The 26368-nt window shown below is 34.8% G+C and carries 20 protein-coding genes, 3 pseudogenes and 3 other annotated features; of the genes and pseudogenes, 6 read left to right on the plus strand and 17 right to left on the minus strand.

The features are described from left to right. Nucleotides 1–261: 261 nt before the first annotated feature. The 12 genes from MKY90_RS14760 to MKY90_RS14815 all read right to left on the minus strand — a co-directional run bounded on the left by MKY90_RS14760 (nucleotide 262) and on the right by MKY90_RS14815 (nucleotide 18604). Nucleotides 262–429: an ATPase gene (locus tag MKY90_RS14760; RefSeq protein ID WP_341091707.1), complete on the minus strand. Its 168-nt coding sequence runs from the start codon at nucleotides 427–429 to the stop codon at nucleotides 262–264. 55 nt (nucleotides 430–484) lie between these two features. Continuing rightward, nucleotides 485–670: a hypothetical protein gene (locus tag MKY90_RS14765; protein WP_002127856.1), complete on the minus strand. Its 186-nt coding sequence runs from the start codon at nucleotides 668–670 to the stop codon at nucleotides 485–487. A gap of 161 nt (nucleotides 671–831) precedes the next feature. Further along, nucleotides 832–2457, minus strand: a complete 1626-nt coding sequence (locus MKY90_RS14770; protein WP_002032778.1) for an ABC-F family ATP-binding cassette domain-containing protein — start codon at nucleotides 2455–2457, stop codon at nucleotides 832–834. Nucleotides 2458–2769: 312 nt separating this feature from the next. Next, nucleotides 2770–5886 carry an MMPL family transporter gene (locus MKY90_RS14775; RefSeq protein ID WP_341091711.1) on the minus strand — a complete coding sequence of 1039 codons (3117 nt, stop codon included), beginning with the start codon at nucleotides 5884–5886 and terminating at the stop codon, nucleotides 2770–2772. A 211-nt stretch (nucleotides 5887–6097) separates the two neighbouring features. Continuing rightward, nucleotides 6098–6664 carry a TetR/AcrR family transcriptional regulator gene (locus MKY90_RS14780; protein ID WP_002110452.1) on the minus strand — a complete coding sequence of 189 codons (567 nt, stop codon included), beginning with the start codon at nucleotides 6662–6664 and terminating at the stop codon, nucleotides 6098–6100. 232 nt (nucleotides 6665–6896) lie between these two features. Continuing rightward, nucleotides 6897–8057 carry a GNAT family N-acetyltransferase gene (locus MKY90_RS14785; protein WP_002200142.1) on the minus strand — a complete coding sequence of 387 codons (1161 nt, stop codon included), beginning with the start codon at nucleotides 8055–8057 and terminating at the stop codon, nucleotides 6897–6899. Nucleotides 8058–8211: 154 nt separating this feature from the next. Beyond that, a complete protein-coding gene (gene aroA, locus MKY90_RS14790) occupies nucleotides 8212–9501 on the minus strand; it encodes a 3-phosphoshikimate 1-carboxyvinyltransferase (protein WP_098168373.1) in 1290 nt (429 codons plus the stop codon). A 16-nt stretch (nucleotides 9502–9517) separates the two neighbouring features. After that, complete coding sequence (gene tyrA / locus MKY90_RS14795; RefSeq protein WP_002084896.1) at nucleotides 9518–10618, minus strand: prephenate dehydrogenase; 1101 nt, start codon at nucleotides 10616–10618, stop codon at nucleotides 9518–9520. Next, nucleotides 10611–11711 carry a histidinol-phosphate transaminase gene (gene hisC, locus MKY90_RS14800; RefSeq protein ID WP_098168374.1) on the minus strand — a complete coding sequence of 367 codons (1101 nt, stop codon included), beginning with the start codon at nucleotides 11709–11711 and terminating at the stop codon, nucleotides 10611–10613. The genes tyrA and hisC overlap by 8 nt, the downstream gene beginning before the upstream one ends. 18 nt (nucleotides 11712–11729) lie before the next feature. Beyond that, nucleotides 11730–12902 (minus strand): chorismate synthase, encoded by a 1173-nt coding sequence (gene aroC / locus MKY90_RS14805; protein ID WP_002013434.1) that lies wholly within the window; start codon nucleotides 12900–12902, stop codon nucleotides 11730–11732. 53 nt (nucleotides 12903–12955) lie between these two features. After that, nucleotides 12956–13175, minus strand: a binding site (T-box leader). 9 nt (nucleotides 13176–13184) lie between these two features. Further along, the gene (locus MKY90_RS14810; RefSeq protein ID WP_002013433.1) at nucleotides 13185–14261 is read right to left on the minus strand and encodes a bifunctional 3-deoxy-7-phosphoheptulonate synthase/chorismate mutase; all 1077 of its coding nucleotides are present in this window, start codon (nucleotides 14259–14261) and stop codon (nucleotides 13185–13187) included. Nucleotides 14262–14455: 194 nt separating this feature from the next. Next, nucleotides 14456–14692: a binding site (T-box leader), on the minus strand. A gap of 54 nt (nucleotides 14693–14746) precedes the next feature. Then, nucleotides 14747–14983, minus strand: a binding site (T-box leader). A 108-nt stretch (nucleotides 14984–15091) separates the two neighbouring features. Further along, the gene (locus tag MKY90_RS14815) at nucleotides 15092–18604 is read right to left on the minus strand and encodes a DUF4020 domain-containing protein (RefSeq protein ID WP_215599528.1); all 3513 of its coding nucleotides are present in this window, start codon (nucleotides 18602–18604) and stop codon (nucleotides 15092–15094) included. A gap of 150 nt (nucleotides 18605–18754) precedes the next feature. Between MKY90_RS14815 and MKY90_RS14820 the strand changes: the two genes are divergently transcribed. After that, on the plus strand, nucleotides 18755–19192 hold the full coding sequence (locus tag MKY90_RS14820) for a YndM family protein (protein WP_078184951.1): 438 nt from the start codon (nucleotides 18755–18757) through the stop codon (nucleotides 19190–19192). A gap of 264 nt (nucleotides 19193–19456) precedes the next feature. Here the strand turns inward: MKY90_RS14820 and MKY90_RS14825 are convergent, their stop codons facing one another. Further along, on the minus strand, nucleotides 19457–19987 hold the full coding sequence (locus tag MKY90_RS14825; protein ID WP_341091714.1) for a hypothetical protein: 531 nt from the start codon (nucleotides 19985–19987) through the stop codon (nucleotides 19457–19459). A 277-nt stretch (nucleotides 19988–20264) separates the two neighbouring features. Next, nucleotides 20265–21362, minus strand: coding sequence for a YheC/YheD family endospore coat-associated protein (locus tag MKY90_RS14830; RefSeq protein WP_078184949.1), 1098 nt, complete (start codon nucleotides 21360–21362; stop codon nucleotides 20265–20267). Nucleotides 21363–21492: 130 nt separating this feature from the next. Here MKY90_RS14830 and MKY90_RS14835 point away from each other — a divergent pair, with 130 nt between their 5' ends. From MKY90_RS14835 to MKY90_RS14845, 3 genes and pseudogenes are all read left to right on the plus strand, one after another. After that, nucleotides 21493–22722 (plus strand): ATP-grasp domain-containing protein, encoded by a 1230-nt coding sequence (locus MKY90_RS14835; RefSeq protein ID WP_078184948.1) that lies wholly within the window; start codon nucleotides 21493–21495, stop codon nucleotides 22720–22722. A 137-nt stretch (nucleotides 22723–22859) separates the two neighbouring features. Continuing rightward, nucleotides 22860–23144: pseudogene (locus MKY90_RS14840) on the plus strand (hypothetical protein); the annotation flags it as partial. A gap of 213 nt (nucleotides 23145–23357) precedes the next feature. Further along, nucleotides 23358–23543: pseudogene (locus MKY90_RS14845) on the plus strand (IS4 family transposase); the annotation flags it as partial. Between the two features lie 128 nt (nucleotides 23544–23671). On the opposite strand, the gene MKY90_RS14850 reads toward MKY90_RS14845, so the two are convergent. The 3 genes and pseudogenes from MKY90_RS14850 to MKY90_RS14860 form a co-directional block, all read right to left on the minus strand. Then, nucleotides 23672–24196, minus strand: a complete 525-nt coding sequence (locus MKY90_RS14850; RefSeq protein WP_341091716.1) for a cysteine hydrolase family protein — start codon at nucleotides 24194–24196, stop codon at nucleotides 23672–23674. A 43-nt stretch (nucleotides 24197–24239) separates the two neighbouring features. Beyond that, complete coding sequence (locus tag MKY90_RS14855) at nucleotides 24240–24779, minus strand: GNAT family N-acetyltransferase (RefSeq protein ID WP_078184946.1); 540 nt, start codon at nucleotides 24777–24779, stop codon at nucleotides 24240–24242. A gap of 22 nt (nucleotides 24780–24801) precedes the next feature. Next, nucleotides 24802–25080 (minus strand): annotated as a pseudogene (locus MKY90_RS14860) (YfzA family protein); the annotation flags it as partial. A 230-nt stretch (nucleotides 25081–25310) separates the two neighbouring features. Between MKY90_RS14860 and MKY90_RS14865 the strand changes: the two are divergent. Together MKY90_RS14865 and MKY90_RS14870 are read left to right on the plus strand one after the other, a co-directional pair. After that, the gene (locus tag MKY90_RS14865) at nucleotides 25311–25730 is read left to right on the plus strand and encodes an SgcJ/EcaC family oxidoreductase (protein ID WP_061674140.1); all 420 of its coding nucleotides are present in this window, start codon (nucleotides 25311–25313) and stop codon (nucleotides 25728–25730) included. Between the two features lie 120 nt (nucleotides 25731–25850). Then, nucleotides 25851–26354, plus strand: coding sequence for a kinase (locus MKY90_RS14870; RefSeq protein ID WP_341091719.1), 504 nt, complete (start codon nucleotides 25851–25853; stop codon nucleotides 26352–26354). Nucleotides 26355–26368 lie beyond the last annotated feature (14 nt).

The raw sequence follows: 26368 nt of genomic DNA on the forward strand, positions 1-26368 counted from the left end.
TAGCTTTTATTTATTCAACTATTTCTTTTTAAACATTTTGACCTTGGTTTCTATTTAACAAAACACATTTGTAACATTTCCTGTTTTCTCCCAGGGGCCCATCCACTAATTATGACTCCACAAACTATAATCCTTTATTTCCTCATTTGCAAACTAATCTATCTCCAATTTTGGTACATTCATGTAAACTACCCAATTTCATAAAATAAAAAATGTAGTTTGGGCAATTTGCTCAAACTACATTTTTTCGACTACCGTTTATCACCCTTTGTAGCTATCCCCTCTTCTTTTAACCAATTCTTTCAGTCCCATGAATATTACATTCCAATCATGCTCAGAGCCAGCATGACACCCCTTTAAAGCTTTTTCAACATCATATTTTGTCCAATCTTCTTCATGAGCAACGATTATATTTTGTGAAAATATCATTTTAAATCCTTGTTGTTTCTCTTTTATTTCAACTGTGATTTTATCTAATAATTCACTAAACTGCGGCGTTTTTAATGTAAATACTAATTTTTTTAGGACGATTCATTTCGATATATTCCCCAATTGCTCGATAATCTTTTTCGCCACGATGATCAATAATTTCCCAACTCCCTCCTACTTCAGGAGTATTTCCCGTTACTTTATCCGTCCCTTCCAATGTAAAAAACCATTTCTTCATCATTTCAGGGTTTATCCACGCTTCAAAAATTTCTTACCATCGCTAATGTTATTTTTGAATAATTATCCATTTTAATCCTCCCCCCACTTTATATTAAAACGAATATTTGTTTACTAAAAAAAACCCCCGCTCTCATAATAGAAAGCGAGGGTTTTAATCAATTATTATTGACCTTTGTACATTGCATCAACTTGTTTTTGAAGTTCTTGACTTTCTAAGAACTCATCATACGTTGCTACCTTATCAACTACACCGTTTGGCGTTACTTCGATAATACGGTTTGCAATTGTTTGTACGAACTGATGGTCATGAGAAGTGAATAGTAATGTTCCTTTAAATGTGATTAAACCGTTGTTTAATGCTGTAATAGACTCAAGGTCTAAATGGTTCGTCGGATCATCAAGTGTTAATACGTTTGCACCGCTTAACATCATTTTAGATAACATACAACGAACTTTTTCTCCTCCAGATAAAACAGAAACATTTTTCTTTACTTCTTCACCAGAGAATAGCATACGGCCTAAGAAACCACGTAAGAAACTTTCTGACTCATCTTGTGGAGAGAACTGACGTAACCAATCAATTAAAGTGTAATCACTGTTCTCGAAGTACTCAGAGTTATCTCTTGGGAAATGAGCTTGAGATGTTGTTACACCCCATTTGAATGAACCGCTATCTGGCTCCATTTCACCCATAAGAATTTTAAATAATGTTGTCATCGCAATATCGTTACGTCCGATAAATGCAACTTTATCACCTTTATTTAAAGTGAAGTTCACATTATCTAATATTTTTTCGCCATCAATCGTTTTCGAAATACCTTCAACTGTTAATAGGTCATTTCCTACTTCACGTTCTGGTGTGAAACCAACGAACGGATAACGACGTGATGATGGTCTAATATCATCTAATGTAATTTTATCTAACAATTTTTTACGAGAAGTTGCCTGTTTCGCTTTAGATGCATTTGAGCTAAAGCGTGCAATAAAGTTTTGTAACTCTTTTACTTTTTCTTCTTTTTTCTTGTTAGAATCTTGCGTTAGTTTTAATGCTAATTGGCTTGATTCATACCAGAAGTCATAGTTACCAACGTATAATTGAATTTTACCGAAATCAAGGTCAGCCATGTGCGTACATACTTTATTTAAGAAGTGACGGTCATGGGATACAACGATAACTGTATTTTCAAAGTTCATTAAGAAGTTTTCTAACCATTGAATCGCTTTTAAGTCCAAATGGTTGGTAGGCTCATCTAGTAATAGAATGTCAGGTTGACCGAATAAAGCTTGAGCAAGTAATACTTTTACTTTCTCTGCCCCTGTTAATTCAGACATCTTTTTATCATGAATATCTTCACCAATACCTAATCCTTTTAGAAGGATTGCAGCTTCTGACTCAGCTTCCCAACCGTTTAGCTCAGCGAACTCACCTTCAAGTTCTGCAGCACGCATGCCATCTTCATCACTAAAGTCTTCTTTCATGTAAATTGCATTTTTCTCTTGCATTACTTTATAAAGACGTGTGTGACCCATCATTACGGTTTCTAGTGCAGGGAACTCTTCATATTCGAAGTGATTCTGTTTTAATACTGCTAGACGCTCACCTGGCGTAATATGTATGTCACCTGTTGATTGGTCAATTTCTCCAGATAAAATCTTTAGAAATGTTGATTTACCAGCACCGTTTGCTCCAATTAAACCGTAGCAATTACCTGGCGTGAATTTTATGTTAACATCTTCAAATAATTTGCGATCCGCGAAACGCAAACTAACGTTACTTACTGTAATCATTTGTGTCCTCCTACTAATACCGCTTATTTCAGCGTTTTCTCACCGATTGTCTTAAAAAATCGCATATTACGACTCAATTATTGTAGACTATAGCTATTATATAGTAGAAGCTGGATGAATAGCAACGGTTGATTAGCTTTCTACAACGAAATCGAATAGTTTTTATCCATTCCCCTAGCTATTTTTTGTATATCATCGACCTCTTTCTAATATCCCTATTCGCTTCTCATTCTGTAATACATTGAATCATTTTTTCATTTCATATTTTATATACAAAAAACCTGTAGAGAAAACATTCCCTACAGGTTTTTCTTATTTCGTATTCATTATTTTCTCTTTATAACTCTTCAATTTATTCGTCAATCCTATTAAAGCAGGTAACAATATCGGCATTACAATTAAAGCTAATAGTAAAAGAGCAACGCCAACAACGGATGCTACTTGTATAAGTGTCAATACTCCTGAAGGAATTAACGCTGCAAATGTCCCTCCTAAAATAAGTGCCGCTGATAATACGACTCCTCCTATGTGACGAGATGCATTTACAATTTTCGTTACTGAATCCCCTTCTAGCTCATTGTATCGCATCATAACGAAGATGCTATAATCCACTCCTAAAGCGACAATCATAATGAAGCTAAAGAATGGAACATTCCAGCTTAATGACCCTATGTTTAATACATGTGCACTAATTTGTTCACTTATACCAAGTGATGCAAAGTACGCTAAAATTAACGACCCAATAATAAAGATTGAGTTTAAGAATGAGCGTGTAATCACGATTAATACAAGCGAAATCCCTAATAACATAATCGTAGCAGTACGTAGGAAATCTTGCCCGGTTACTTCTTTTAAATCAACGTTTCTAGCTGTTGTCCCGCCAATTGCTTTTTTCGCATCATTTAGTTCTGTTCCCTTTAACGTACCATCTATCGTTTTATTAATTTCTTGAATGATAGGCATCGCTTCTTTTGAATACGGGTTTACGTCTAAAATAATTGTCATTTTAGCAATCTTTCTATTATGTGACATGTACGTATTCAATGCTTTTTGGAAATCTTCTCCTTCTAAAACTTCTTTCGGAATATAAAATTTCTCAGAGCTTTTCGACTCATTTAACTCTCCTAAATATTTTTGAGCGTCACCTAGACCGTTACTTACTTTTCCTAACCCCTCTGTACTTTTAGATAAACCTGATTGCAATTGCCCCATCTTTTCTTGTAAATCTTTCAGTCCAGTTAATAACTGTCCTTGCCCATCGTTTATTTTCATTAATCCAGATTGTAAGTCAGCCGATTTGTTCGAAATTTGTTTTGAACCTGTAGCTCCTTCGTTCAATCCATTTTTCAGTTCAGCAGCTCCTTTTTGTAGTTGCGTTACTCCATTGTTCATTTCCTTTAAACCATTATCTACTTTTAATAATGATTGATTTGCTTCTTTAAATGAACTCATCGCTGCTTTGTGCTGCGTCGCTAATTGATTTAATTCATTTGAAAGAACACTCAATTGCTTCTGAGCTTCTTTTGCAATTCCTAATGTTTGCTGCACATTAGGATCATTTGCTAATTCTGGTTTTGTTTGAATGAAATTGTTCATTAACGTTTCAATTTGTTCATATCCTTTTTTCGCACCATCAATCGCTTGAGAAATACTTCCGAAATATTGATCGTACGAACTTAAACCTTTTTCTAACTGAGCATAACCAGCATGAAGCTGCGAAGTTGCATTTGACAGGGCATTGATATTTCCGTTTAATGATGCTAGCCCATCCTCTATTTGCTTCACTCCTTGTGCTCCATTGTTTATTCCATTCGATAATTGATTTAAAGCTGTCCCTAATGCTGATACGCCATTTTTCGCTTCATTTGTTCCATCAATTAACTTTTGAACATTTGCAAGACTATTTGAATCATTACTACCCATTTTATCTTTCGCATCAGTTAATCCTTCATTAATTTCTTTTATGCCACCATTTGCATCTCCTAAGCCTGTATTCAATTCTCCGGCTTGTTTATTTATATATAATTCTTTAATCTTATCTCCAGTTGGACGCGTCGGTGAATATACTTCTGAGACTCCTTTAACTTTCGAGATTTTATCAGTAAGTTCATCTAAAGTTTGTAAAGAATTCGCCTCATCTAACTTTTTATCCGATTGAATGACTAACGTACTTGGTGAAGAAAAACCAGGCGAAAAATGCTCTTCTATTACGTTAATCCCCATTTTTGATTCATATTTATTATCCACTTCAAATAAATCATTGTAATTAAGCGTGTTAGAATATTTTAATACGAATGGAATCGATATCACGAATACGATAATTAAAGCGATAAATGGTCTTGCTACTGAATTTTTCGCAAAGAATCCCCATAAACGACTATCCTCATGTCCTTTAAATGTTTTAACTGGATAAAACATTCCTTTTCCTAATAGCACCATGAAAAATGGATTTAAAGTGGTTAATACGAGTAGTAATACTGCGACACCAATTGCTACCGCTGAAGTAGATTGATATAATTTAAAACTTGCTAAAGCAAGTGATGCAAAACCAATTAGCACTGCAATTCCGCTATATAAAACGGTTTTACCTGCTGATTTAAATGTTTCTTTCGTAGCTAAATATGCATTTTCTTGTTTACTTAATTCTTCTTTAAACCTCGTATATAATAAAATGTTATAATCTGTTCCCACTCCAAACAGTACGACAACTACAAATACTTGCGTAAAGTTAGAAAACGGAAAATTAAATTGATCTACAAGATGAGAAATAATCCCCATTGAGACTAAATACGATACACCAACTGTAAGAAGAGAAACAATCGGAACAACTGGTGAACGGAATACAATGATTAATACTACAAGAATGAAAATGATTGAAATAACTTCTGTCTTTTTCACGCCCTCTTGAGAGGATGTAAGAAAATCACCCGCTATTAAATCACTTCCTGTTAAGTACGTTTTAACTCCTTTCGGTTTAATTTTATTATGAAGTACATTTGCAACTTTTGATATTTCACCATGCTTTTTATCTACCGATATTTGCGTTAAAATAGTCGTATTGTCTTTAGAAATTAACTGTTTTTCCAAGTCTTTATTATCTAAATGTGAAACAACTTCCTTAATTCCTAATTGCTCTTTTTCACTTTGTAACGCATTGATTGTTTTTGTTATTTCCTCTTTTTGCTCAGTAGTTAAAGCTGCTTTATTACCACTATTAAAAACGGCTATAATTTCGTACTTTTCAACACCTTCTTTATCCATCTCTTTTATCATCTTGTCAGCAATACTACTTTGTTCTGTATTAGGAATCGTAATTTGCCCTTTTTCTTTCACTAACTTATCCATATTAGGCATCGTTACGACCATTGTAATAGTAATAACTACCCATAATAGAAAAGATAAACTTCTCCAACTTTTTAATTTGCTCATATGAATCATCTCCTACTTTTAGAATTTCATGTTGCATTCGGAATGAACGTTCATTCCTATTATTCTATTAAATTATTTTTAAATCTATTTACCTACCTCTAAAGGAATGAATATTCATTCCTTTAGTTGTACGGATATATCATCTCCTGTTCTCATTTTATATATCTATTTAGGAATGAATGTTCATTCCTATCCTTATAGAGCTATAGAATCAAATGATTCTAATAGCATTCCAAGAGCTTTCTTCCAATTCTTTTACTAATTCTTTTGAGTATTCTAATTGCCCTGTTGCCATTACTTTAGTTAATTTTTCTAGCGGTTGATATACAATAATAATTAAAGCAACTGGAGGCAATGGACGGAGCAAACCTTTTGCGATTCCATCTTCTATAATATTCATAAAGAAGCCTATAAAATCGTCAAATATTTTGTTACTCTGTTCATCAAGAAAATAACTATCACAGTGAGAATTTGTAAAAAGAAAAGCATCCACATTGTTTCTCGCAAATTCAAATAAACGGTTATAAATATGACTAAACTGTTCACGAATATTTGCTTCAACAGGAAAATCAGTTTTTAGTATTTCAGATAATTGCAACATGCTCTTTGAAAATAGTGAGTTAACGAGTGCCTCTTTATTTTCAAAATAGCGATAAATAGTACCAGCGCCAACATTTGCTTTTTCAGCAATCATCGGAATTGTCGTACCATCGTAACCACGCTCTGCGAAAAGTTTTATAGCAGCATCAAAAATATCCTCTTGTTTATTTTTAGCCATTTTGCTCACCTCAATTTTCAGGAATGAAAATTCATTCCGTTTTTAATTATAAATTACACGGATTAAAAGTCAAGTGCGTGACAAAGTAATACAGAATTTTTATAGCCCATGCTTGTGAATGAAATTACATCCGCGATTTTTAAGATATATCGACTTACCGACAAAAACTGACAACATAAGAGGAAGCCATCCAAAAATTTTATTTTGGACAGCTCGATTTCATATATGTGAATTAAAAGAAATCATAAATAAATGCTTCTCGTACCGGTACTAAATTCTCAAATACTCGTATTTCCTCTTCGCTTCCGCTAATTAATTCAAGTTCTTTTAGCTCTAACGGACGTTTGTAGCCAAACATTATTGTAGATAACGCATTGATATCTAGTCTAATTCCTTTATGCAATGTCTCTTCGTTTATAATTGTTACTTCATGATTTGCAAGTTTCACAGTTACGTTATTCCAAGGTGCAAATGAATCTGTAATTTGTAAGATCACTTCTTGCTGCGCACTGTTCCAATTAAACTCATATTGATTTAAGAACTGCTCCACATCTACAATTCTACCCATAAAATATGGTTTCAGTTCTGCCTTCACTCGCGGTTCTTGCAATGTATATAACAATGGTTCTTTTTCACTTAGTATCATTTCTAGATCTTTAATCATAGAATCATGTTGGCAGATGAAGTTCCAAAGACCAATTCTTGCTTCATTATGTAATGGGACAAATTCTTCTACTTTCATTTTAGAATTCTCTATTTTGTATAAAATGTAACCAGCTACCGTTTTATTTTCATCATAGTAAACTGCCAATGTTAAATCATGATACACCGCTTGTAACCACCATTTACGTCCGCGAACTAACATACCAGAAAATCGTTCTGCAAATGTTTCATATAGATTCTCTACTTCTTCTGGATGATTATCTTTACTAAAACGTTTCACTGTACCATTCACTTGTTTTTTAATTATTAAATCGCTCTTTGTCATCTGACATACGATTCGATTCGCACAAAGTTCCCAGCCGTATTTACGATAAAATGAAACGGCAAATGGATGTAACATCGATACACTATATCCATCTCTTTTCATAGTTTGCAGTGAATGCTGAAGTAACTCTTTTACATATCCACTTCTTCTATGTTCCGGATACGTCGCTACCCCCGCAACGCCGCCCATTTTAAACTTTTCTTTTCCTATGTAAATATGAAAAGGAATTAAGTGCAACTTTGCAGCTAACTCTTCTCCTTCCATAATACCGTATATTTGATGGCTTTCCTTCATTCTTGCAATTTTCTGCTCTATCCATTCTTCATTTGCTTTATATTGAAAAGCATATTCTGATAAACGTAATGCTTCTCTAAACTTATCTTCTTTTAATTGTATAACGTTCATATATTTCTCCTCCATCCTTCGTTCGAATTATACCACAATTCAAACTATTATAGTTCGGTAAGTGAAATTACGAGGATGTTTCAACAAAAGATATCGATTTAGAAACAATCTAACATAAAAAAGCAGATACATTACGCATCTGCTTCTCATCAATTTATTTAGCTAACGTTTGCAGTTCTTCAAAAAATGTAGGATACGATACACCTACTGCTTCTGCATCTTCAATCGTTGTTTCTCCTTCAGCTATACAGCCGGCAATCGCAAGCATCATTCCAATGCGGTGATCACCGTGACTATGTACTGTATTTCCTTTTAGCTTACATTTACCGTAAATAATCATTCCGTCGTCGGTCGCTTCAATACGAGCTCCTAGTTTCGTTAGTTCAGCAACGACTGTATCGATACGATTCGTTTCTTTCACTTTTAGCTCGTGTGCATCTTTAATGACTGTAATTCCATCTGCTTGTGTTGCCGCTAAAGCGATAATTGGGATTTCATCAATCAGTCGTGGAATGATATTTCCACCGATTTCGATTCCTTTCAGCGGCGATGTTTCAATTGTAATATTTGCAGCAGGTTCTGATGCTCCTTCGTTAATCTGCTCTACAGTAAACGTAGCGCCCATTTTCTCAAGAACATCAATAATACCTGTACGAGTCGGATTCATTCCCACATTTTGTAATAGTAGTTTACTATTTGGAATAATTGCACCTGCTACTAAGAAAAATGCCGCTGATGATACATCACCTGGCACTTGAACATCTGTTGCGGTTAACTTCTGTCCTCCTGCTAGTTTCACTGTTTTCCCCACGCGAGTTACTGTAACGCCAAACGCCTCAAGCATTCTTTCTGTATGATCGCGGGAAATATGAGGTTCTGTAACAGCTGTTACACCTTCTGCGCGAAGGCCTGCAAGTAAAATAGCTGATTTCACTTGCGCACTTGCTACCGGTGAAGTATATTCAATCGCCTTTAAATTCCCGCCTCGTATTGTGAGCGGCGTAAACGTTCCTTCTTTTCGGCCATCAATTTTTGCACCCATTTGCTTTAGTGGATTTGTTACACGTTGCATCGGTCTCTTCGCAATTGAAGCATCACCTTGCACGCAAGAAAAGAATGGTGTGTTTGCAAGTATTCCTGACATTAATCGAATCGTTGTACCAGAATTACCAACATCTAATACAGCTTTTGGCTCTTGTAAACCTTCTAATCCTGTTCCAATTACCGTAACTTCGTCTCTATTTTGTGTAATCTCTACTCCCATTTCTTTAAAACAAGAAATAGTACTTAAACAATCCGCACCAGGAAGAAATCCTTTAATTGTTGTTTTACCTTCCGCGATTGCGCCAAACATGACAGCGCGATGGGAAATTGATTTATCTCCAGGGATTGTAATTGTGCCATTCAATCCGTTATTTACAGTTTGTACTGTTTTTTCTTTCACGTTGTCACCCTCCTCATTAAATTGTTTCATACGTTTGGTATTCTTCTTTTCCGAGCGCAATTTTTGCCTGCGTTCGATCCTCTTCTCTTTGGAAACTAATTCGTAAAACTCCGAGCAATCCTTCTCGCGCTTCTAATATTTGCAAGTTCGTAATACTAATTTCTTCTTCTGCTAGAATGCTTGTGATATGGGCTAATGCCCCTACTTTATCTAAAACGTCGACGTATAAGTCGTGATAGGCAGGAATCGCCCCTCTTTTTCGAACTGGTAAAGAGTCACGATATTCTTTCGCATCTGCAAAATAACTTTGTATTTCTCCTGCATCTCCTTTAGAAACCGTCTTATATAGCTCTTCCATTTCTGAAATCCATTCTTCTAATAGTTCCAATAAATGCCCGCGATTTTGCTTTACGATATCACTCCACATTTTCGGACTACTTGATGCAATACGTGTTATATCTTTAAATCCGCCTGCCGCTAGTTGATGAATAAGCGGATTATCACCAGCATGTTTCTCAACTTGTTTTACTAATCCTGCTGCAATTAAATGTGGGAAATGACTAACTATTCCTGTTATATAATCATGTTCTTTTGTATTTAATACAAGAAAATGAGAGCCTGTTCCTTTTAACCATTCTTTTAGCTCGTCTACTTGATCCGCCTGCACGTGATTCATTGGCGTTAAAATGTAAAATGCGTTTTCAAAAAGGTGTGCCTTTGCACTTTCAACTCCTGTTTTGTGAGAACCTGCCATCGGATGACCGCCGATAAATGAAACTTTCTTTGTTAATAAAGCTTCTGCTTCATTCATGATTGTCCCTTTCGTACTTCCTACATCGGTAACAATGACATCTTCTCGTAAATGAAATGATGCAAGTTTGTGTAACAACTTTTTCGTTTCTTCAACTGGAGAGGCAAATACAATTAAATTTGCCTCCTCACATGCACGCTGTAAATCTACTGCTACTTCATCAACTACATGTAATTCTTTTGCGCGCTCTACTTGCTCTTTAAATATGTCATAACCGATAATCGTTACATCGTGCTCTTTTTTAATCGCTAATGCAAGAGAGCCTCCTATTAATCCAGTACCGATTAATACTACCTTTTTACACATTTGTCTCATCTCGAGACTTACCTTTTTTATTTTCAAAGTGTTGTTTTAACACTGAAATCACTCCTTCATTTTGTTCCCTAGTTCCGATTGTAATACGGACGCCATTTGGGAACGGACGAATAATAAACCCTGCATGCGCACAAGCTTCATAAATTTCCCCAGCATCATCTACCGGCAAGAAGATAAAGTTCGTTTGCGACGGATAAAATGGAATTTCATTTTCCGTACACAAACTCTCGTATTGTTGTAATCCTTCTGTATTAACACGAACTATTTCTTCAATAAACGCTTCATCGTTAAAAGCAATCGTCGCTGCTTTTTGCGCTAATGAAGATACGTTAAATGGCAAACGTACGACATTTAATTTCTCGATTAACTCTTCCTGTCCAATCGCATAACCAACGCGGAAAGAAGCTAATCCGTACGCTTTAGAAAACGTTCTAAGTACAAGAATGTTGTTATGTTTTTCTAGAAGCGGTAATGTCTCAGGGAAATCTTTTGCTGTTACGTATTCATAGTACGCTTCATCAATGACAATTAACGTATTTTCACTAATGCTTTCAATGAATTGAGTCAATTTTCGCTCATTCACATATGTGCCTGTCGGGTTGTTCGGATTACAAATCCATACGATTTTTGTATGTTCATCAACTGCTGAAGAAATTTCATCTAGATCATATACACCGTTCTTTAAAGAAATTTCTTTCACTTCACAGCCTTCAATAATTGCATGATGACGGTACTGAGGAAATGTCGCGCCAGCAGTTACGATATTATCTCCTTTACAGAGCACTGCACGACTTATAATTTGAATGACTTCATCAAGTCCACTACCACAAAGCACTTGTTCCATTTGCACTTGTAATTTCTCTGCAATTGTTTGACGGAGTACTTCAGCACCTCCGTCAGGATATAAAGCATGTTCCTGCCACGATTTTTGTAATTCTCCTAAAACACGAGGTGAACAGCCAAATGGATTTTCATTTGATGCTAACTTAACAAATGAATGATTCCCGTATACTTCTTTCATTTGCTCTGGTGATTTACCTGGTTTATACGGTTGTAATGATGATAGTTGATCTTTTACTCGCATGTTAAATCCACCTTTTCATTAAAATTCTTTTGCGTATTTGTTATGTTGCGAAATATTTTGTTTTAGTAATTCCATGCGATCTTTTCCGAATTGCTCGACTAGTGCACCGGCAAGTTCCCATGCAACGACAGCTTCAGCTACAACACCTGCTGCTGGTACTGCACAGCTATCAGATCTCTCAATACTCGCTTGGAACGCTTCTTTCGTATCAATATCTACGCTTGCTAACGGTTTATATAATGTAGGAATTGGCTTCATTACGCCTCTTACGACAATTGGCATACCTGTTGTCATACCGCCTTCTAAACCGCCGGCATTATTCGTATTTCTCGTGTATCCTTTTTCTTCATCCCATAAAATTTCATCGTGTACTTTACTTCCCGGCTGTCTTGCCGCTTCAAAACCAATTCCGATCTCAGCACCTTTAAACGCATTCACGCTCATAATAGCACCGGCAAGTTTTGCATCTAATTTGCGGTCGTAATGAACGTAGCTACCAACTCCAATTGGCATTCCTTCTGCAATGACTTCGACAATACCGCCTATAGAATCTCCGCTACTTTTCGCATCATCAATCGCATTCATCATCTCTTGTTCTACTTCTTTATCTAAACATCGAACTGGTGAATTTTCAGTTATCGTTTGAATTTCTTCAATTGGTAAGTTTGAAATACGCTTCGCTTGTACCCCACCAATTTCAAGAACATGCCCTGCAATTTCCACGCCTAATTCTTTCAAAATTTGTTTCGCAACTGCACCAGCAGCAACACGAACTGTCGTTTCTCTTGCAGAAGAGCGCTCTAATACGTTTCTTATATCACGATGGCCGTATTTAATTGCCCCGTTTAAATCCGCATGTCCTGGACGTGGTTTCGTTATAGTACGTTTCATTTCTTTACTTTCTTGCTCCGAAATTGGTTCAGCACCCATTACTTTCGTCCAATGTTTGAAATCATCATTTTTTACGATTAACGTAATTGGTGAACCAAGTGTCATTCCGTGACGTACACCACTTGCAATTTCAACTGTATCTGTTTCAATTTGCATGCGTCTTCCGCGCCCATGCCCTTTTTGTCTTCTTAATAATTCTTTATTAATATGTTCCGCTGTTAATGTTAAACCTGCTGGTACACCTTCTAAAATAACTGTTAACTGCGGCCCATGTGATTCTCCAGCTGTAATATATCTCATTTCTCTTGCCCCTTTACTATTTTTTTGTACAAAAAAGTCCCTACTGAGCGCTCAGTAGGGACGATGTTTATCGCGGTACCACCCTAGTTGTAGACTTCTTTCGTCTACCTCTCTTCTTCTTTAACGATCGTTTGACCGTCTTTCTCTCCAAAAGTTGGCGGGAAAGATGCTCCAAGGCTGTAATTCATGCTTACCTTTGTACTGATTCACACCGGCCATCAGCTCTCTTTAACAGTGAGATAAGCACTACTGTTTCCTCTTCAGTGCATTTATGATATGGAATTAAGATAATTTATTTTTGAAACCTTTTAACTCATCCATGAATCTATGGAATTCTGGAATATCCATTTGTTGCGCAGAATCTGATAACGCAACTGCTGGGTCTGGATGAACTTCAGCCATTACTGCATCTGCTCCAATAGCAAGTGCTGCTTTCGCTGTTGGTAATAGTAAATCTCTACGTCCAGTTGAATGTGTTACGTCAACGATAACTGGTAAATGTGTTTCTTTCTTTAAAATCGGTACTGCTGAAATATCTAATGTGTTACGTGTCGCTCTCTCGTATGTGCGAATACCGCGCTCACAAAGAATAATTTGGTCATTACCTTGTGCAATAATGTATTCCGCTGCATTAATGAACTCATCAATTGTTGCTGCTAACCCACGTTTTAGTAATACTGGCTTGTTAACTTTACCTACAGCTCGTAGTAAATCGAAGTTTTGCATGTTACGTGCTCCAACTTGAATTACATCAACGTATTCTAGCGCCATTTCAACATCGTTCGGATTTAAAATTTCACTAATAATCGCTAAGTCGAACTCATCTGCTACTTGGCGTAAAATTTGTAAACCTTCTACTCCTAAACCTTGGAAATCGTATGGAGATGTTCTCGGTTTGAAAGCACCACCGCGCATTAATTTTAAGCCTTGGTCTTTCATAGCTTGCCCTACTTGGCGAACTTGCTCTAAACTTTCTACCGCACAAGGTCCCATGATGAACGTTTGTGTTCCGTTTCCAATCAATTCACCTTTCACATTAACGATTGTATTTTCTTTTTTCTTTTTACGTGAAACTAGTAATGCTTTACGGTTATCATCTTCTTGTAATTCTAAGCTTGCTTTGAAAATCGTTTTGAAAATATGTTGAATCGTTGACGTTTCGAATGGTCCTTCGTTATGCTCTGCAAGCATATCAAGTACTTCACGCTCACGTACTGGATCAAAGCGTTTCGTACCTTGTACTTGTTTTTGCTCCCCAATCTTTTGAACGATTTCACCGCGTTTGTTTAATAGGTGTAATAATTGTAAGTTAATTTCATCTACCTGTTTACGTAATTGATCTAATTCATGATTTGCCATTTGGAAATCCTCCTCTAATGTTTTAAAAGTATAGTAAGAGAATAAAAAATTCTCTATTTTCTGAACTGGTTAATTATACAAATTTAAAGTGGAATCGATACCTCTTCTTATTTTAAACTAATAATTACCATAAAGACACTAACTACTAGTTAATAAGCCACTTTTTTGTACAAAAAAGCCCTACTGATTCAATCAGTAGGGACGATATTTATCGCGGTACCACCCTAGTTGTAGACTTATTTCGCCTACCTCTCTTCATTGTTAACGATCATCTGACCGTCTTTCCCTTCATAAAGACAATAACTATCTTTACTACGAAAAAGATGCTCCAGGACTGTAATTCGCTCTTGTTTTTGTACTGGTTCGCACCAACCACCAGCTCTCTGTTACAGGGAAACAACAACTACTGCTTTTCCTTTCAATGCATGACTATTTTATTTTCAAGTTGGACCACTAAAATACAAAAAGTCCCTACTGAATAAATCAGTAGGGACGATATTTATCGCGGTACCACCCTAGTTGTAGACTAACTTTCCGTCTACCTCTCTTCACTGTTAACGATCAATTGACCGCTTTTCCTTCATAAAGACAATACTATCTTTACTACGAAAAAGATGCTCCAAGACTGTAATTCATGATTATCCCTGTACTGGTTCACACCAACCACCAGCTCTCTGTTACAGTAAGACTAACCACTACTGTGATCTCTTCATTGCACTTTGTTTATTCAAATGTTTTTGAAATTGAATAAGTATGATTCGTATTATAGAACGCTTTTCAAAACACTGTCAATAACTTTTTATATATTTTTTAAAAATTCCACTTCCGCCCTATGATTCCTCTTGTAAATTCTCCGTTACGATTCCGATGCGAATTATTTCATTTTCGATTAAATTTAATACATGTCTTTCTACTTCATACCTGGTTAATAGTTCTTTTATTTGTATGATCTCACTTTCAAGTAAATCGGCTTCTTGACACGTCTGAAGTAAAGTAAAAAACACATTTGCATACAATTCTTTATACGCTTTCATACGTTCTTTCTTTTCAAGTATCTCTATAAACAACTGTTTCATTTCTTCTTGATTAGATTGTCCTTCCACACCTTGAAATTTACTAGAAATAATATTTAATCCTTTTTCTAAAACCTCATCCATGCATAAAACAATACGTAAAAGCATCATGTATTCTCTCGTTGTTATTAAGCCCATTTTCGGACGTTCTCTTAAAAACACACTAAGCCACGCTGTCCAAAATTTTTGTTGTTCCTTACCACTTAACGTTTTTACGTAGTAGCATAAATACTGCATAAACTTAATTTTATTCTCTTCGTTTTCTTGCATCAAAAGTGGATATAACCAATCTGTTTTTTGCTCCCAATATAATACGCATTTAATAAATACAAAGCTAAGCCATTTTAAAAATGCTTCTCTCGTATATGGATGTAGTGCATCTAAATGTTCTACTGCATACTTAATATATCGTCTTATTTCTGTAAACAAAGGTACATTAATTTGCGTATAACATAATCCCGCCCACGCATATTTTGTAAGCTCACTTTCTTTCTTTAAATCTAAGTAAGGTAGTACATTTTTCCGACACCATTGCTTCTCAATATGGTATAAAAACGTAATATCTGCTGTTAAACGAGCTAACATAAAGTTCGTTCGTTCCGAAGTACCCCTTACCTGTTCTTCAAATAAAAATAAATATTCATATACATTGCGATCATATAAGTGATCGTACGCTAACAGTTTTAGCAATACAGCTGTCATCTTCCCAACAGGATGCTGTATAGACTCATTGTAAAACTCTTGTTTTCCAATTTTAAAATCTGTTTCCCCTCTCATAACATGTGGAAATACTGAAAAAGCAAAGCGCTTTATAACCCGTATACTGTTTTCTTCTAGCTCTTCTAATCGATTGCTAATTTCATATAGAAAACTACTAATTAGCCAATGAAAAGTAGTATTTCGAGAAAACTTCTGCAATAACGGAATAATCCTTTGAATTTGCTCACTCGTTAAATTCCTATTATTTCGCCATTCTCTAATACATACAAACCATACTTCATTACTAATTTCGTGCACGCCTACTAGTTGATAAGCAAACGAAATACTCCACTCTACATTCAATTTACACGCTTTTGATAACATCTCTAAAAAATGGCGTTGTTCAAAAACACCGTCTCTTGAAAAATGCCGAACTTGCTCCATTATTTCATCGTCTTTCAGCTGCAGTAATCCATCAGCTGTTACATTGCATGTAATACGTTGTTCATTTGCCTCTTTCTTTGGAACACTGTATAGATCTGAAGAAAAATGGGGGTGTTTCTGTTTCATTAGCTCGTATCCTTCCGCCGTACACTTACTATTCGAATCACACGTGAATAGTAAGTCTAATACAAGACAAGCATCAAACGCCCTCTCTTCTGCAAGATACTCTAATACATGTTGAATTACTTCTTCTTTCGTTTCCTCTAAAGCATCTGCGTAATAATTCTTTAAAAGTTGAAACACTTCATGTTTACATGTGAAATCTAACAGAACATCTACATGTAACAGCCACTTCAGTTTGTCATCCGCTGTAACGAAAACATTATTAATCATTGCTTCAATTGCAATTCGCTTTTGAAGTACACTATCAGTTTCTATCATTTCTGTAATATAATGATTTGCTTTTTTCTCATTGTTTTCACATAAATATGTAAGACACTCTTTTACAATTTGAATTAAAAATGTAAAATCATTTTGCTGTAACTCCTGCTCTGAAATTTCTCTATCTCTTCTTTTCAGTGCATTTTGTCTTAATGACAATAGTTGTATCTTTTCTAACCCCGTAACCATAATCGGATTTGCGTAGTAAGTAATATGTGGTCTCATTTTCTCTTTCCAAATTCGCTCCACATGAGAAAAAATAGGCATTGGTATACGACTCGATTCCTCGAGTTCAATCGACTCTTGCGTATCATTTCCCCATCTTCTTACACGCTTCAATTTAAGTTTCCCGTCTAAAATAAACGTTAATAGCAACAAGCCAATTTCTTTATGCTCAGGGAAAGAACATTTTTGCAATAAATATGTGATCATTTCAATAGAGCTACTATCTTTCTCTGCTGTTTCTAATAAAAGCAATGTCCATCTTGCAAACAACAAAGGGTCCATCGTTTCTTTCGTTTCGTTTAAGTAAGTACAAATTGTTCGCCACCATAACGGGGATATTTTAGAATGATTTTTAAAAATCAATTGAAATAGTTCTTTTTGATGACTAAATAGAAATTGCTCCACTAACCATTCCGCAAGCAATTCATCTACTTCATCATAATTTGCTGTAAGCAGAAATAAATTTCTTAGTTTCCCTTCTGCTTCAAGCCATTCCACCCATTCATAATCACGAGCAAATTCAACGAAGTACCGAACGGTTTCAATTTTTTTTATTGACTGTTTTATATAGGATAATTGCTCCTGCTCTACTGATGGAGGAACGGTTACAATATCACGAATACGCATTCTTTTCGTAATATAATTATCCCCCATTAATTCCGCCCACCGCTTCACCGCTTTCACAAGCGCTTGATGATTATTTGCTTTATTCGGATACACAATCGGTCTTATCCCTAAATGCTCCCAATGATATGTATTATCACCTTGTGCGACGAAAGCATAACGCCTTGTACTCGGTGGTAAGCCTGTTGCTAAATATTTCATTACAGGATCATTATGACTATACCCAACGAATAAAACAGTGTAATTTGAGAATAGATCAACTAAAAATCGTCTCGCCCACCCTTCTGTTAAGTAAGCCCTTCCAAAATCACCATCCGTTAAAATTAAAGCTTCTTTCTCTTGTTCTACATTCCCATGTATGTAAGCCAACCCTTTAAACGCTCTCCCTGTCGGCAAAGCAGGTGCATAATAAATATTCAGCTCTCTATTCATTTCTGTAATTACAGACGTAAAATGTTGATCAAAGTTTGTCGTTACAATTCGAACATCCGTATCTAACGGAAACAGCCTTGGAATCGCATAGTGTAATGGATTTGGTTTTGATTTTTCTATATTAACGAGGTCTCTTGCAACTTGATGCACATCTTTCGTTTTCGCAATTTTACCGAGATAATAATCGTGGGGTTCTGTCATCTCACGCCTTTCGACATATAAAGCTTTCGAAATTTCATCAACTAAATCATCGAAATTCGGTAAGTTTGATTTCCCCTTCATAGAAACTCCTGCTCCAACGAATAATACTAACTTACCTTGTTCAAGGTGATCGATTAACTCATCTGGAATTTCTACTTCTGAAGTTATCCACATCCCGGATTCCCCCTTACCTAAAAATGTCATACGCTCTCATTTCACTATAACATTTTTTGATTATTTTTTTAATATTTAGATAAAATTTCAGCATGATAAAGTTTTATATAAATTAAACCGTTCCAATGTATGAACTCCTGCATTTATTGTAAAACTATGTATAAATGGGAGGTGTAAATATTGAATGATATTACTGTAATACTTATCAAATTTATATCATGCATCATCGCTTTTAGTATCGGACTAGCTCTATTTTTCCCAGCAACGCTCGTCCAAATCATTTCTTTTAGTCTCTTCGTCACAATCGTTTCTTATATGTTTGTTGATAAAATTATTTTAAATCGAATTGGCAATTCCGCTGCCATTATGACGGATTTCTTACTTACGTATTTAAGCGTTTGGATTTTCGGTAATATTTTATTAGACAACTACATGCAAATTGCATGGGGCAGTATCCTTTCTGCCATCGTCTTTACATTATCAGAAGTAATCGTCCATCGCTTTTCTAATTCCCACACAAGGCACAACAATGACAACATTCGAATTAATCGCCGGTTTGCATATGGTACAGAGTTTGCTGAAGAACAGAATGTGTTGGATAAAGATAAAAAGAAGTAATGTTTTGATGAAGGAGCTCCATCGCCATCAAGCTAAAAAAAGCAAATACCCCAAAATGAATAAATTGATATCTCCAAGAGATATTGTACATTTTTTTGTTTTTTGGTGTAATAAAACGCTTATGTTGATGAGCATGGCATGTGTGCTACCCCTTCTAAAAAAGTAAAAAACAGTGTTTATCGAGAGTAAACCATCTTAACTGTAATAACTAATTAAAGAAAAGGGCAGAATCTGTATCCGAAGATCCAGATTCTGCCCTTTTCTTTAATCGCATTTTTCTATTTGGTCGCCTTCTTCACCTGCATTTTCTGCCGAACTATCCGTTCCGCCTCCCACTGCATGTTGCTGTTTAGTATTAGAACTTTCGATGGCAGCATTGGTTCCCGCTGCACTGTCTTCTCCACCACCACTTGCCACTTGAGTAGCACCAGCCTGTTCCTTACGGGTTTTATTAATTTGATTATTGACGATAAGTACAAATTCCACCTCTTCATCCGAAGTTTCTTTTTTCATTTTATGCGACTCAATCTGGTCCCCACTAATTCCCTTATTTATGGCTTCGCCTCCAGCGCCCACCGTTTCTTGCTGTCGAGTATTCGATGAATCGATTGCTGCATTACTTCCTGCTGCACTATTTTGTCCGGCTCCACTGGCAATTTGTGTTGTATTCGGTGCAAATGTAATCTGATTATTAATGACAATGACAATTTTTCGTTTATCAGCAAGATTTCCCAAATTAATTTCTTCTCCATCTTTTTTTACAAATCGAAACGTGATTTTTTCATTGTTTTCCATATTCTCCCCCCTTTGTAATATTAAATGACTGGAGAATGATAATGGATTGGACAAGCGTATTTTTTTTATAAATATGTGCCCCCGCCCACAATGAAAGATGTATTACCAGGTTCCGGTATTTTCCTCGTATTAGGTACGTTGGCTTGGCGACAGTCCAGCATCCGCCAAATTTTGATGCATGGCGAAAAAACTTATAGGAGATATAGAAAGAGAGATTAGTAGAAACATTGGTATATAAAGGTTTCTAGGTTTGATTATATTTTTCTATTTCCTTTTCTTATTTAGATTTATCAGCCAAATATCTAGCATAGTGAATTAAATTTCTAGCTACATCTAGTTCAAGATTAAATATATTAGGTACCCCTGGTCTCCAATTCACCTCAAATAACCACAATTTTTGATCTTTATCAATCCCTACATCAATTCCTAACTCATCAAATAATACATCCCTAAATAAAGAATTAAAATGGTTAGAAAAAGTTACTGCAAATCGTTCTAAATACCTTTTAATATTATACCAATCGTTATCAAACTCCGCTTTTAAAAAAACATCTAAATAAGTACTATAACCACCCTTAGCCATATTTGATACAATACTTCCTAATGGACCTATTCTCGGGAATATAGAAGTAACAACCCACCTGCCTTCCCCATTTCTTTGAACATGCAATCGAAAATCATAAACATGACCAGATTTCATTTGACATGAAATAAACTGTTGAATTATGTAGCCTTGCTCTTGAATCTTATCAGATATAAAGCTCCGTAATTGTTTTTTATTAATAGATGAAATTTGTTCTGACTCATTCATACTGTAATTCATCCCATTTTTTTCAATGAAAACAATACCACTACCTTGATGTCCAGAAATAGGTTTAATAATAAGTTTTTCATAACGATTAATCATGTCAAAAAACTTATTAACATCATTTAATTCATAAAAAGGAATAAGATATTGCTTAAATTTTTTCGCTCTATTTATTCTGTTATATACACTTAATTTATTTCCAATTGAATGACTTGTAAAAGGAACTTTTTCATGTAGATAATCATAGATTTGCTGATTTTTATCACTAACATGAACACTTGCATTGTAAATAACATCTGGAAAAGAAAATTCTTGTTCCATCCATTTACCATTTTCATAAGTTTTACCTAAAATCTTCTTCGTTTCTAAATTTACTTTCCCTAAAGTAAAATAAAAAAAGTCCACACCTTCAGCTTTAGCTACAGCAGCGTAAGTATATGCTTTCTTTACGTCATTCGGATCTTTCCGATGATGAAGCATACCAATTATAGTCATGTTAGTTCTTCTTCCCTTCTTTCTAAAGATTTTTTTCAAAACAAATATCAAATTCATAATATATATATTCATGTTCTCCCTCATTCAACCATTTTTCGAAAAATCCAGAACAAGCTTAACCTCATTTTAATATTCTACCTATAGAAATAATAAACCTCAGGTTTTATAAAATGATAAATGATAAAGGTTAAGGTGACATAAAATGGATACTATCGTTTTCATTGAAACAAATAAATCTGGATCAAGTAGGGAAGCAATCAAAGCAGCTGAAAAACTTAATTTCTTTACTGTTTTATTAACTAAAAAAACAAAATTTATTAATGAACGCACTATATTCCCTGATGTACATCAGATGATTTTCACTGATATACATGATTATGATAATATGATTACAACAATTGAAAAATTAAATAAATCAGGAAAAAACATAAAAGGGATATTTAGTTTTATTGACCCTTATGTTTATGTGGCTGCGCGTTTATCAGAAAAATTTTGCTCAAACTCACATACTGTATCTACTAAAGCTATCTATCGTATGGAAAACAAAATATTAACTCGTAATGTACTTAAAGAATTACCAATCTCACTCAAATATTTAATTTACAAACCAACAGAATCATTATCATCTTTTCTTGAAAAAACTAAAGAGATGAATTTCCCTCTTATTGTAAAATCCCCTAAATCAACAGGATCCAAAGATGTATTATTAGTAAAAAATAAAGATCAATTAATCTTATCTATACAAAGTCTTTTAAAAAAACTACCTAATGAAGAAATTCTACTTGAAGAATATATAGATGGACCTCAGTACTTAGTTGAAATTTTAGTTCAAGATGGAAAAGTCCATATTATAGCAGTAATTGAACAAGAAATTACACTTTTTGAACGCTTTATTGTTACTGGTTATTCTTTACTAGGACAGGTAGACAAAAGACTATATAATAGTCTTTTCAATGCAGTTAATTCTGTTATTCAGGCTTTTAATATGAAAAATGGAGCGTGTCATCTAGAACTCCGGAGAATAAAAGATATTTGGAAATTAATTGAGATAAATCCCAGAATATCAGGTGGAGCAATGAATGACATAATTGAAATTGGACATGGAATCAACTTAGTGCAAGAGACTATTCAGTTAATGTTAGGAAATAAACCTTCACTAAATAAAAAACATTATAAATATGTGTACGCTCATTACCTAACAGTTAAATCTAAAGGAAAGCTAATTCGAGTTACAGGGAAAAACCGTAGTTCTAAATATCGTGGTGTAGAGAAAGTTTATATAAAACCTAAAAAAGGAACTATCTTAAAACCACCTTCATCAATGGGACATCGATGTGGATACGTTTTAGCAGCAGCCAATTTTAAAACAGAAGCGAAAAAAATAGCTTTAGAAGCAGCTAAAGAAATTTCATTTGAAATCCAAAAAGAATAAAAACAACATATATACACCAACAGAGAAAAATATACTAAAAATCACATCTCTTATAACTCTAATTATTATAATCTGTCATTATTCATAATAAAAAAAACACTCCTCATCTATTTTTATATGAGAAGTGAGCTTTTTATATGGGCTATACACCAGCGAAACTCCCATTAATGCCGTACGATGCGTTAACTTATGCAATTAGTGAAAAATTTAATTTAAAATTCGGTAAAGCCAAAATTTCAAGCGATTTAATAAATATTTGTGTGGCTGGTACAATATGTGTAATTTTCATTCAATCATTAGGCTCAATTAGAATCGGTACACTAATTGCCGCCCCTTTTATAGGCAAAATTTTTGAGTTGATGATACCAGATTATCAACTCACTCTTCTACACTGGGTATTTAAAACAGATAAAACTGCCTAAGGAGTCATAATAAAGTATAGGAACAGGGGAATGTCTAATTTGTAGATGTGTATTTAGTAGAGAAGTGCAAAACACTAATTATACGGATTGTGATAGTGAATTTTTTCTTCAAGGGATAGCACCACATCGCTATCAAGCTAAGATTAATTTGTATGCATATAATCAAAAAAGATGCTATTTTTTTAGAAATATACAGAAAGAATGGTGTTTTGTATGACTCTATCGATTCAAGATGAGTTTCATTTATTCGCTGAAAAACTACAGTGATTTCTATCTCCAAACATCCTTCAACAGCTCGCGCAGGAGACGGGTTTCGTAAAACGTAAAAGTAAGTACGGTGCTCGGGATTTGGTCGCTTTATGTATTTGGATTAATCAACACGTAGCAAATGATTCTCTCAATCTATATCGACCGTAAATCGAAATTTTCCGGCATTTTTTTATTTGAAATCGTTTTATCGACTCACTTCGACAACTTGTTTTCAAATAAAAAAGCGGCCACTCTTTTAGAGACAGCCACTTTCCCACTTACGCTTCCACTTTCAAATCTTTAAATGCAACAACATCCGCAAATGCTCCAAACACTACGTTATGATGCTTCACAATATCTTCAGCACGTAATACATCAGTATCAAACGTACTATGCGCATCACTCACTAACGTTACTTTGTACCCTTCACTACATGCTCTGCGCGTTGTCGTGTCCACGCAGTACTCTGTTTGCATTCCTGAAATTATTACGTGCTCAATTCCTTTTTCTTGTAACACTTCGTTTAAGTTTGTCTTATAGAATGAATCTGGTGTCGTCTTTTCAACGATACTATCACCCTCTTGTGGTGCGATTGCCGCATGCACTTTCCAACCATCTGTACCTTTTTCCAAAGGATGATCTTTCGGCCCGTTATGTTGTACATAAATAACTGGAATATCATTTGAACGACATGCCCCAATAAGTTCTTGTAATGTTTGTAAAAACCTTTCCACATTATATACTGGCATTCCCGCTGTATACATACCAGCTTGCACATCAATAACTATTAATGCTTTTTTCATCTCACACAGCTCCCTTTGTTTGTATAAGCCCTTTCATAAATCATTATAATTGTTTATATTCCATCATCCAACAATCTTCTAATTTCCCCTCATGCAATTCATGTTCCTTTAAAGCCTTCACTTTTTTAAATCCGCATTTTTCATAACACTTTATCGCACGTTCATTATTTACTCTAGGATCCATCGCTATCGCTTCTGCTCCTAAACTCTCCATAATGTATGCACTTGCTGATTGAACAAGTTTTGTGCCAATTCCTTTTCCCCAATACACTGGCTCACCGATGAATTGGTCCATGCCCCATATATTTTGTGATTCTTCATATCCATATAAAGCTTTCCATTCAGAATCAACAGGATACATTTGAATGTAACCGATTGGAACGGCATCAAATTCTATTAAACATCTTTTTTCATGACCGTTTGGATGATGTATAAAATGATCAAGCACCTTTTCTACAGATTGCGGATTATCTCGTCCTTCGTAATACTGCAGGACTTCTGGGTCTGTTAGCCATTTTGAAATGATAGGTGCATCGTTTTTTATTACGTATCTAACCGATAAATTTTCTTTTTGAAATAGCATATTACACCTCTTTGTTAATAGCTTAAATCTTTGTATTTTCCCTTGATGTTAAATCTTTAATTGTGCCTATTAATGCGCATATAGTAGTAATGCAATGATAAAAAAATACTGTATACAAGTTAAATTGTGAAGTTTTATACGGAGCAAATGTTTCTGTAAAGAACTGTGAGTTCATAATTCTTTCAAATAACCCCCCTTCACTAAATTTCGGAGACCACCATGAGTTTAATTCACAGAAGAAAAGTATGAATTGCATAACAAGAAATGCAAAAAGAGTGCATACCCAGTCTCGCTTCCAAAAAGACTGAGACTTTTTTGTTACTTACTCTATTTAACATCCCTCTTTATGATCCATTACATTGATTATATACTTAACCTTATTCAATTACCGAAAAATTCATTTTATTCCCCTTACTACAAATCATACTTCCGCCTATATTTTAATTAAAATAAATACTACTATCGTTGGAGGATAATGTGATTTTCCCGTAATAAAATAAAAGTAATAAACAATAAATTGGAGGAATTCACATGACTAAATACTATAATTCCAAAGAAGAATTACAATTAGGGATAAAGCACATTGAACAAACCATTCATGAAGTTGAAGCTGCATTCAATAAACATGATGCCGATGAACTTGATCGTCACTTTACATTACACGCTTCATGGGTAAATGTCTTAGGAATTCGCCTCTCGGGCTGGAAACAAATCAATGAAGCTCACAAAATTCTTTTAGCAGGACCACTTCACAACTCTTATGCACAGTATGAAATTGAAGACATTCATTTCATACGTTCCGATGTAGCTATCGTACACATTAAACAATATCCAACAACTTCTGAAGGAACGATAATAGAAAATGAACAAAGTAGCCTCGCTATGTATGTTATGGTTAAAGAAAAAGATACGTGGAAAATTGCATCTGGACAAAATACATTCGTACAATAACTCTTCGCATAACACCACTCGTTTACAAAGCTAAAATAAGCTCTGTAAACGAGTTTATTCTAAAAATCTAGTATAGCCCTACTGAAAATTGTCTAATAAAAACACATAGGAGATGAGACTTTGAAATCGACATTAATCATTCTTCGTGGAAACTCCGCAAGTGGCAAAACAACAATCGCAAAGGAAATGCAAGAACATTTCGGGCAAGGAACACTTCTAATCTCACAAGACGTTGTGCGCAGAGATATGCTAAAAGTTCACGATACAATAGGTAACTTATCTCATGATTTATTATTTGAAATTACGAAGTACGGAAAAGGAAAATGTGAATTTGTTATTTTAGAAGGTATACTGAGCAGTCGTAGATACGGTGATATGCTGAAAGAATTAATACATTTTTTTGATGAAAATACGTTTACATATTACTTCGATTTATCATTAGAGGAAACAATTAGACGCCATAACACAAGGGGAAAAAGGCATGAATTTGGTGAGGATGCATTACGGAAATGGTATAATCCTCACGATACAATTGAAGTTGCTAGAGAAACTGTATTTACAGATGATTTCACGCAAAAAGATGTATTTCACACTATTCTTAATGACGTTACACAACAAAAATAAGACTGAATCATTTG

Origin of the sequence: Bacillus sp. FSL P2-0099, from assembly GCF_038007445.1 — a bacterium.
Taxonomy (GTDB): domain Bacteria; phylum Bacillota; class Bacilli; order Bacillales; family Bacillaceae_G; genus Bacillus_A; species Bacillus_A mycoides.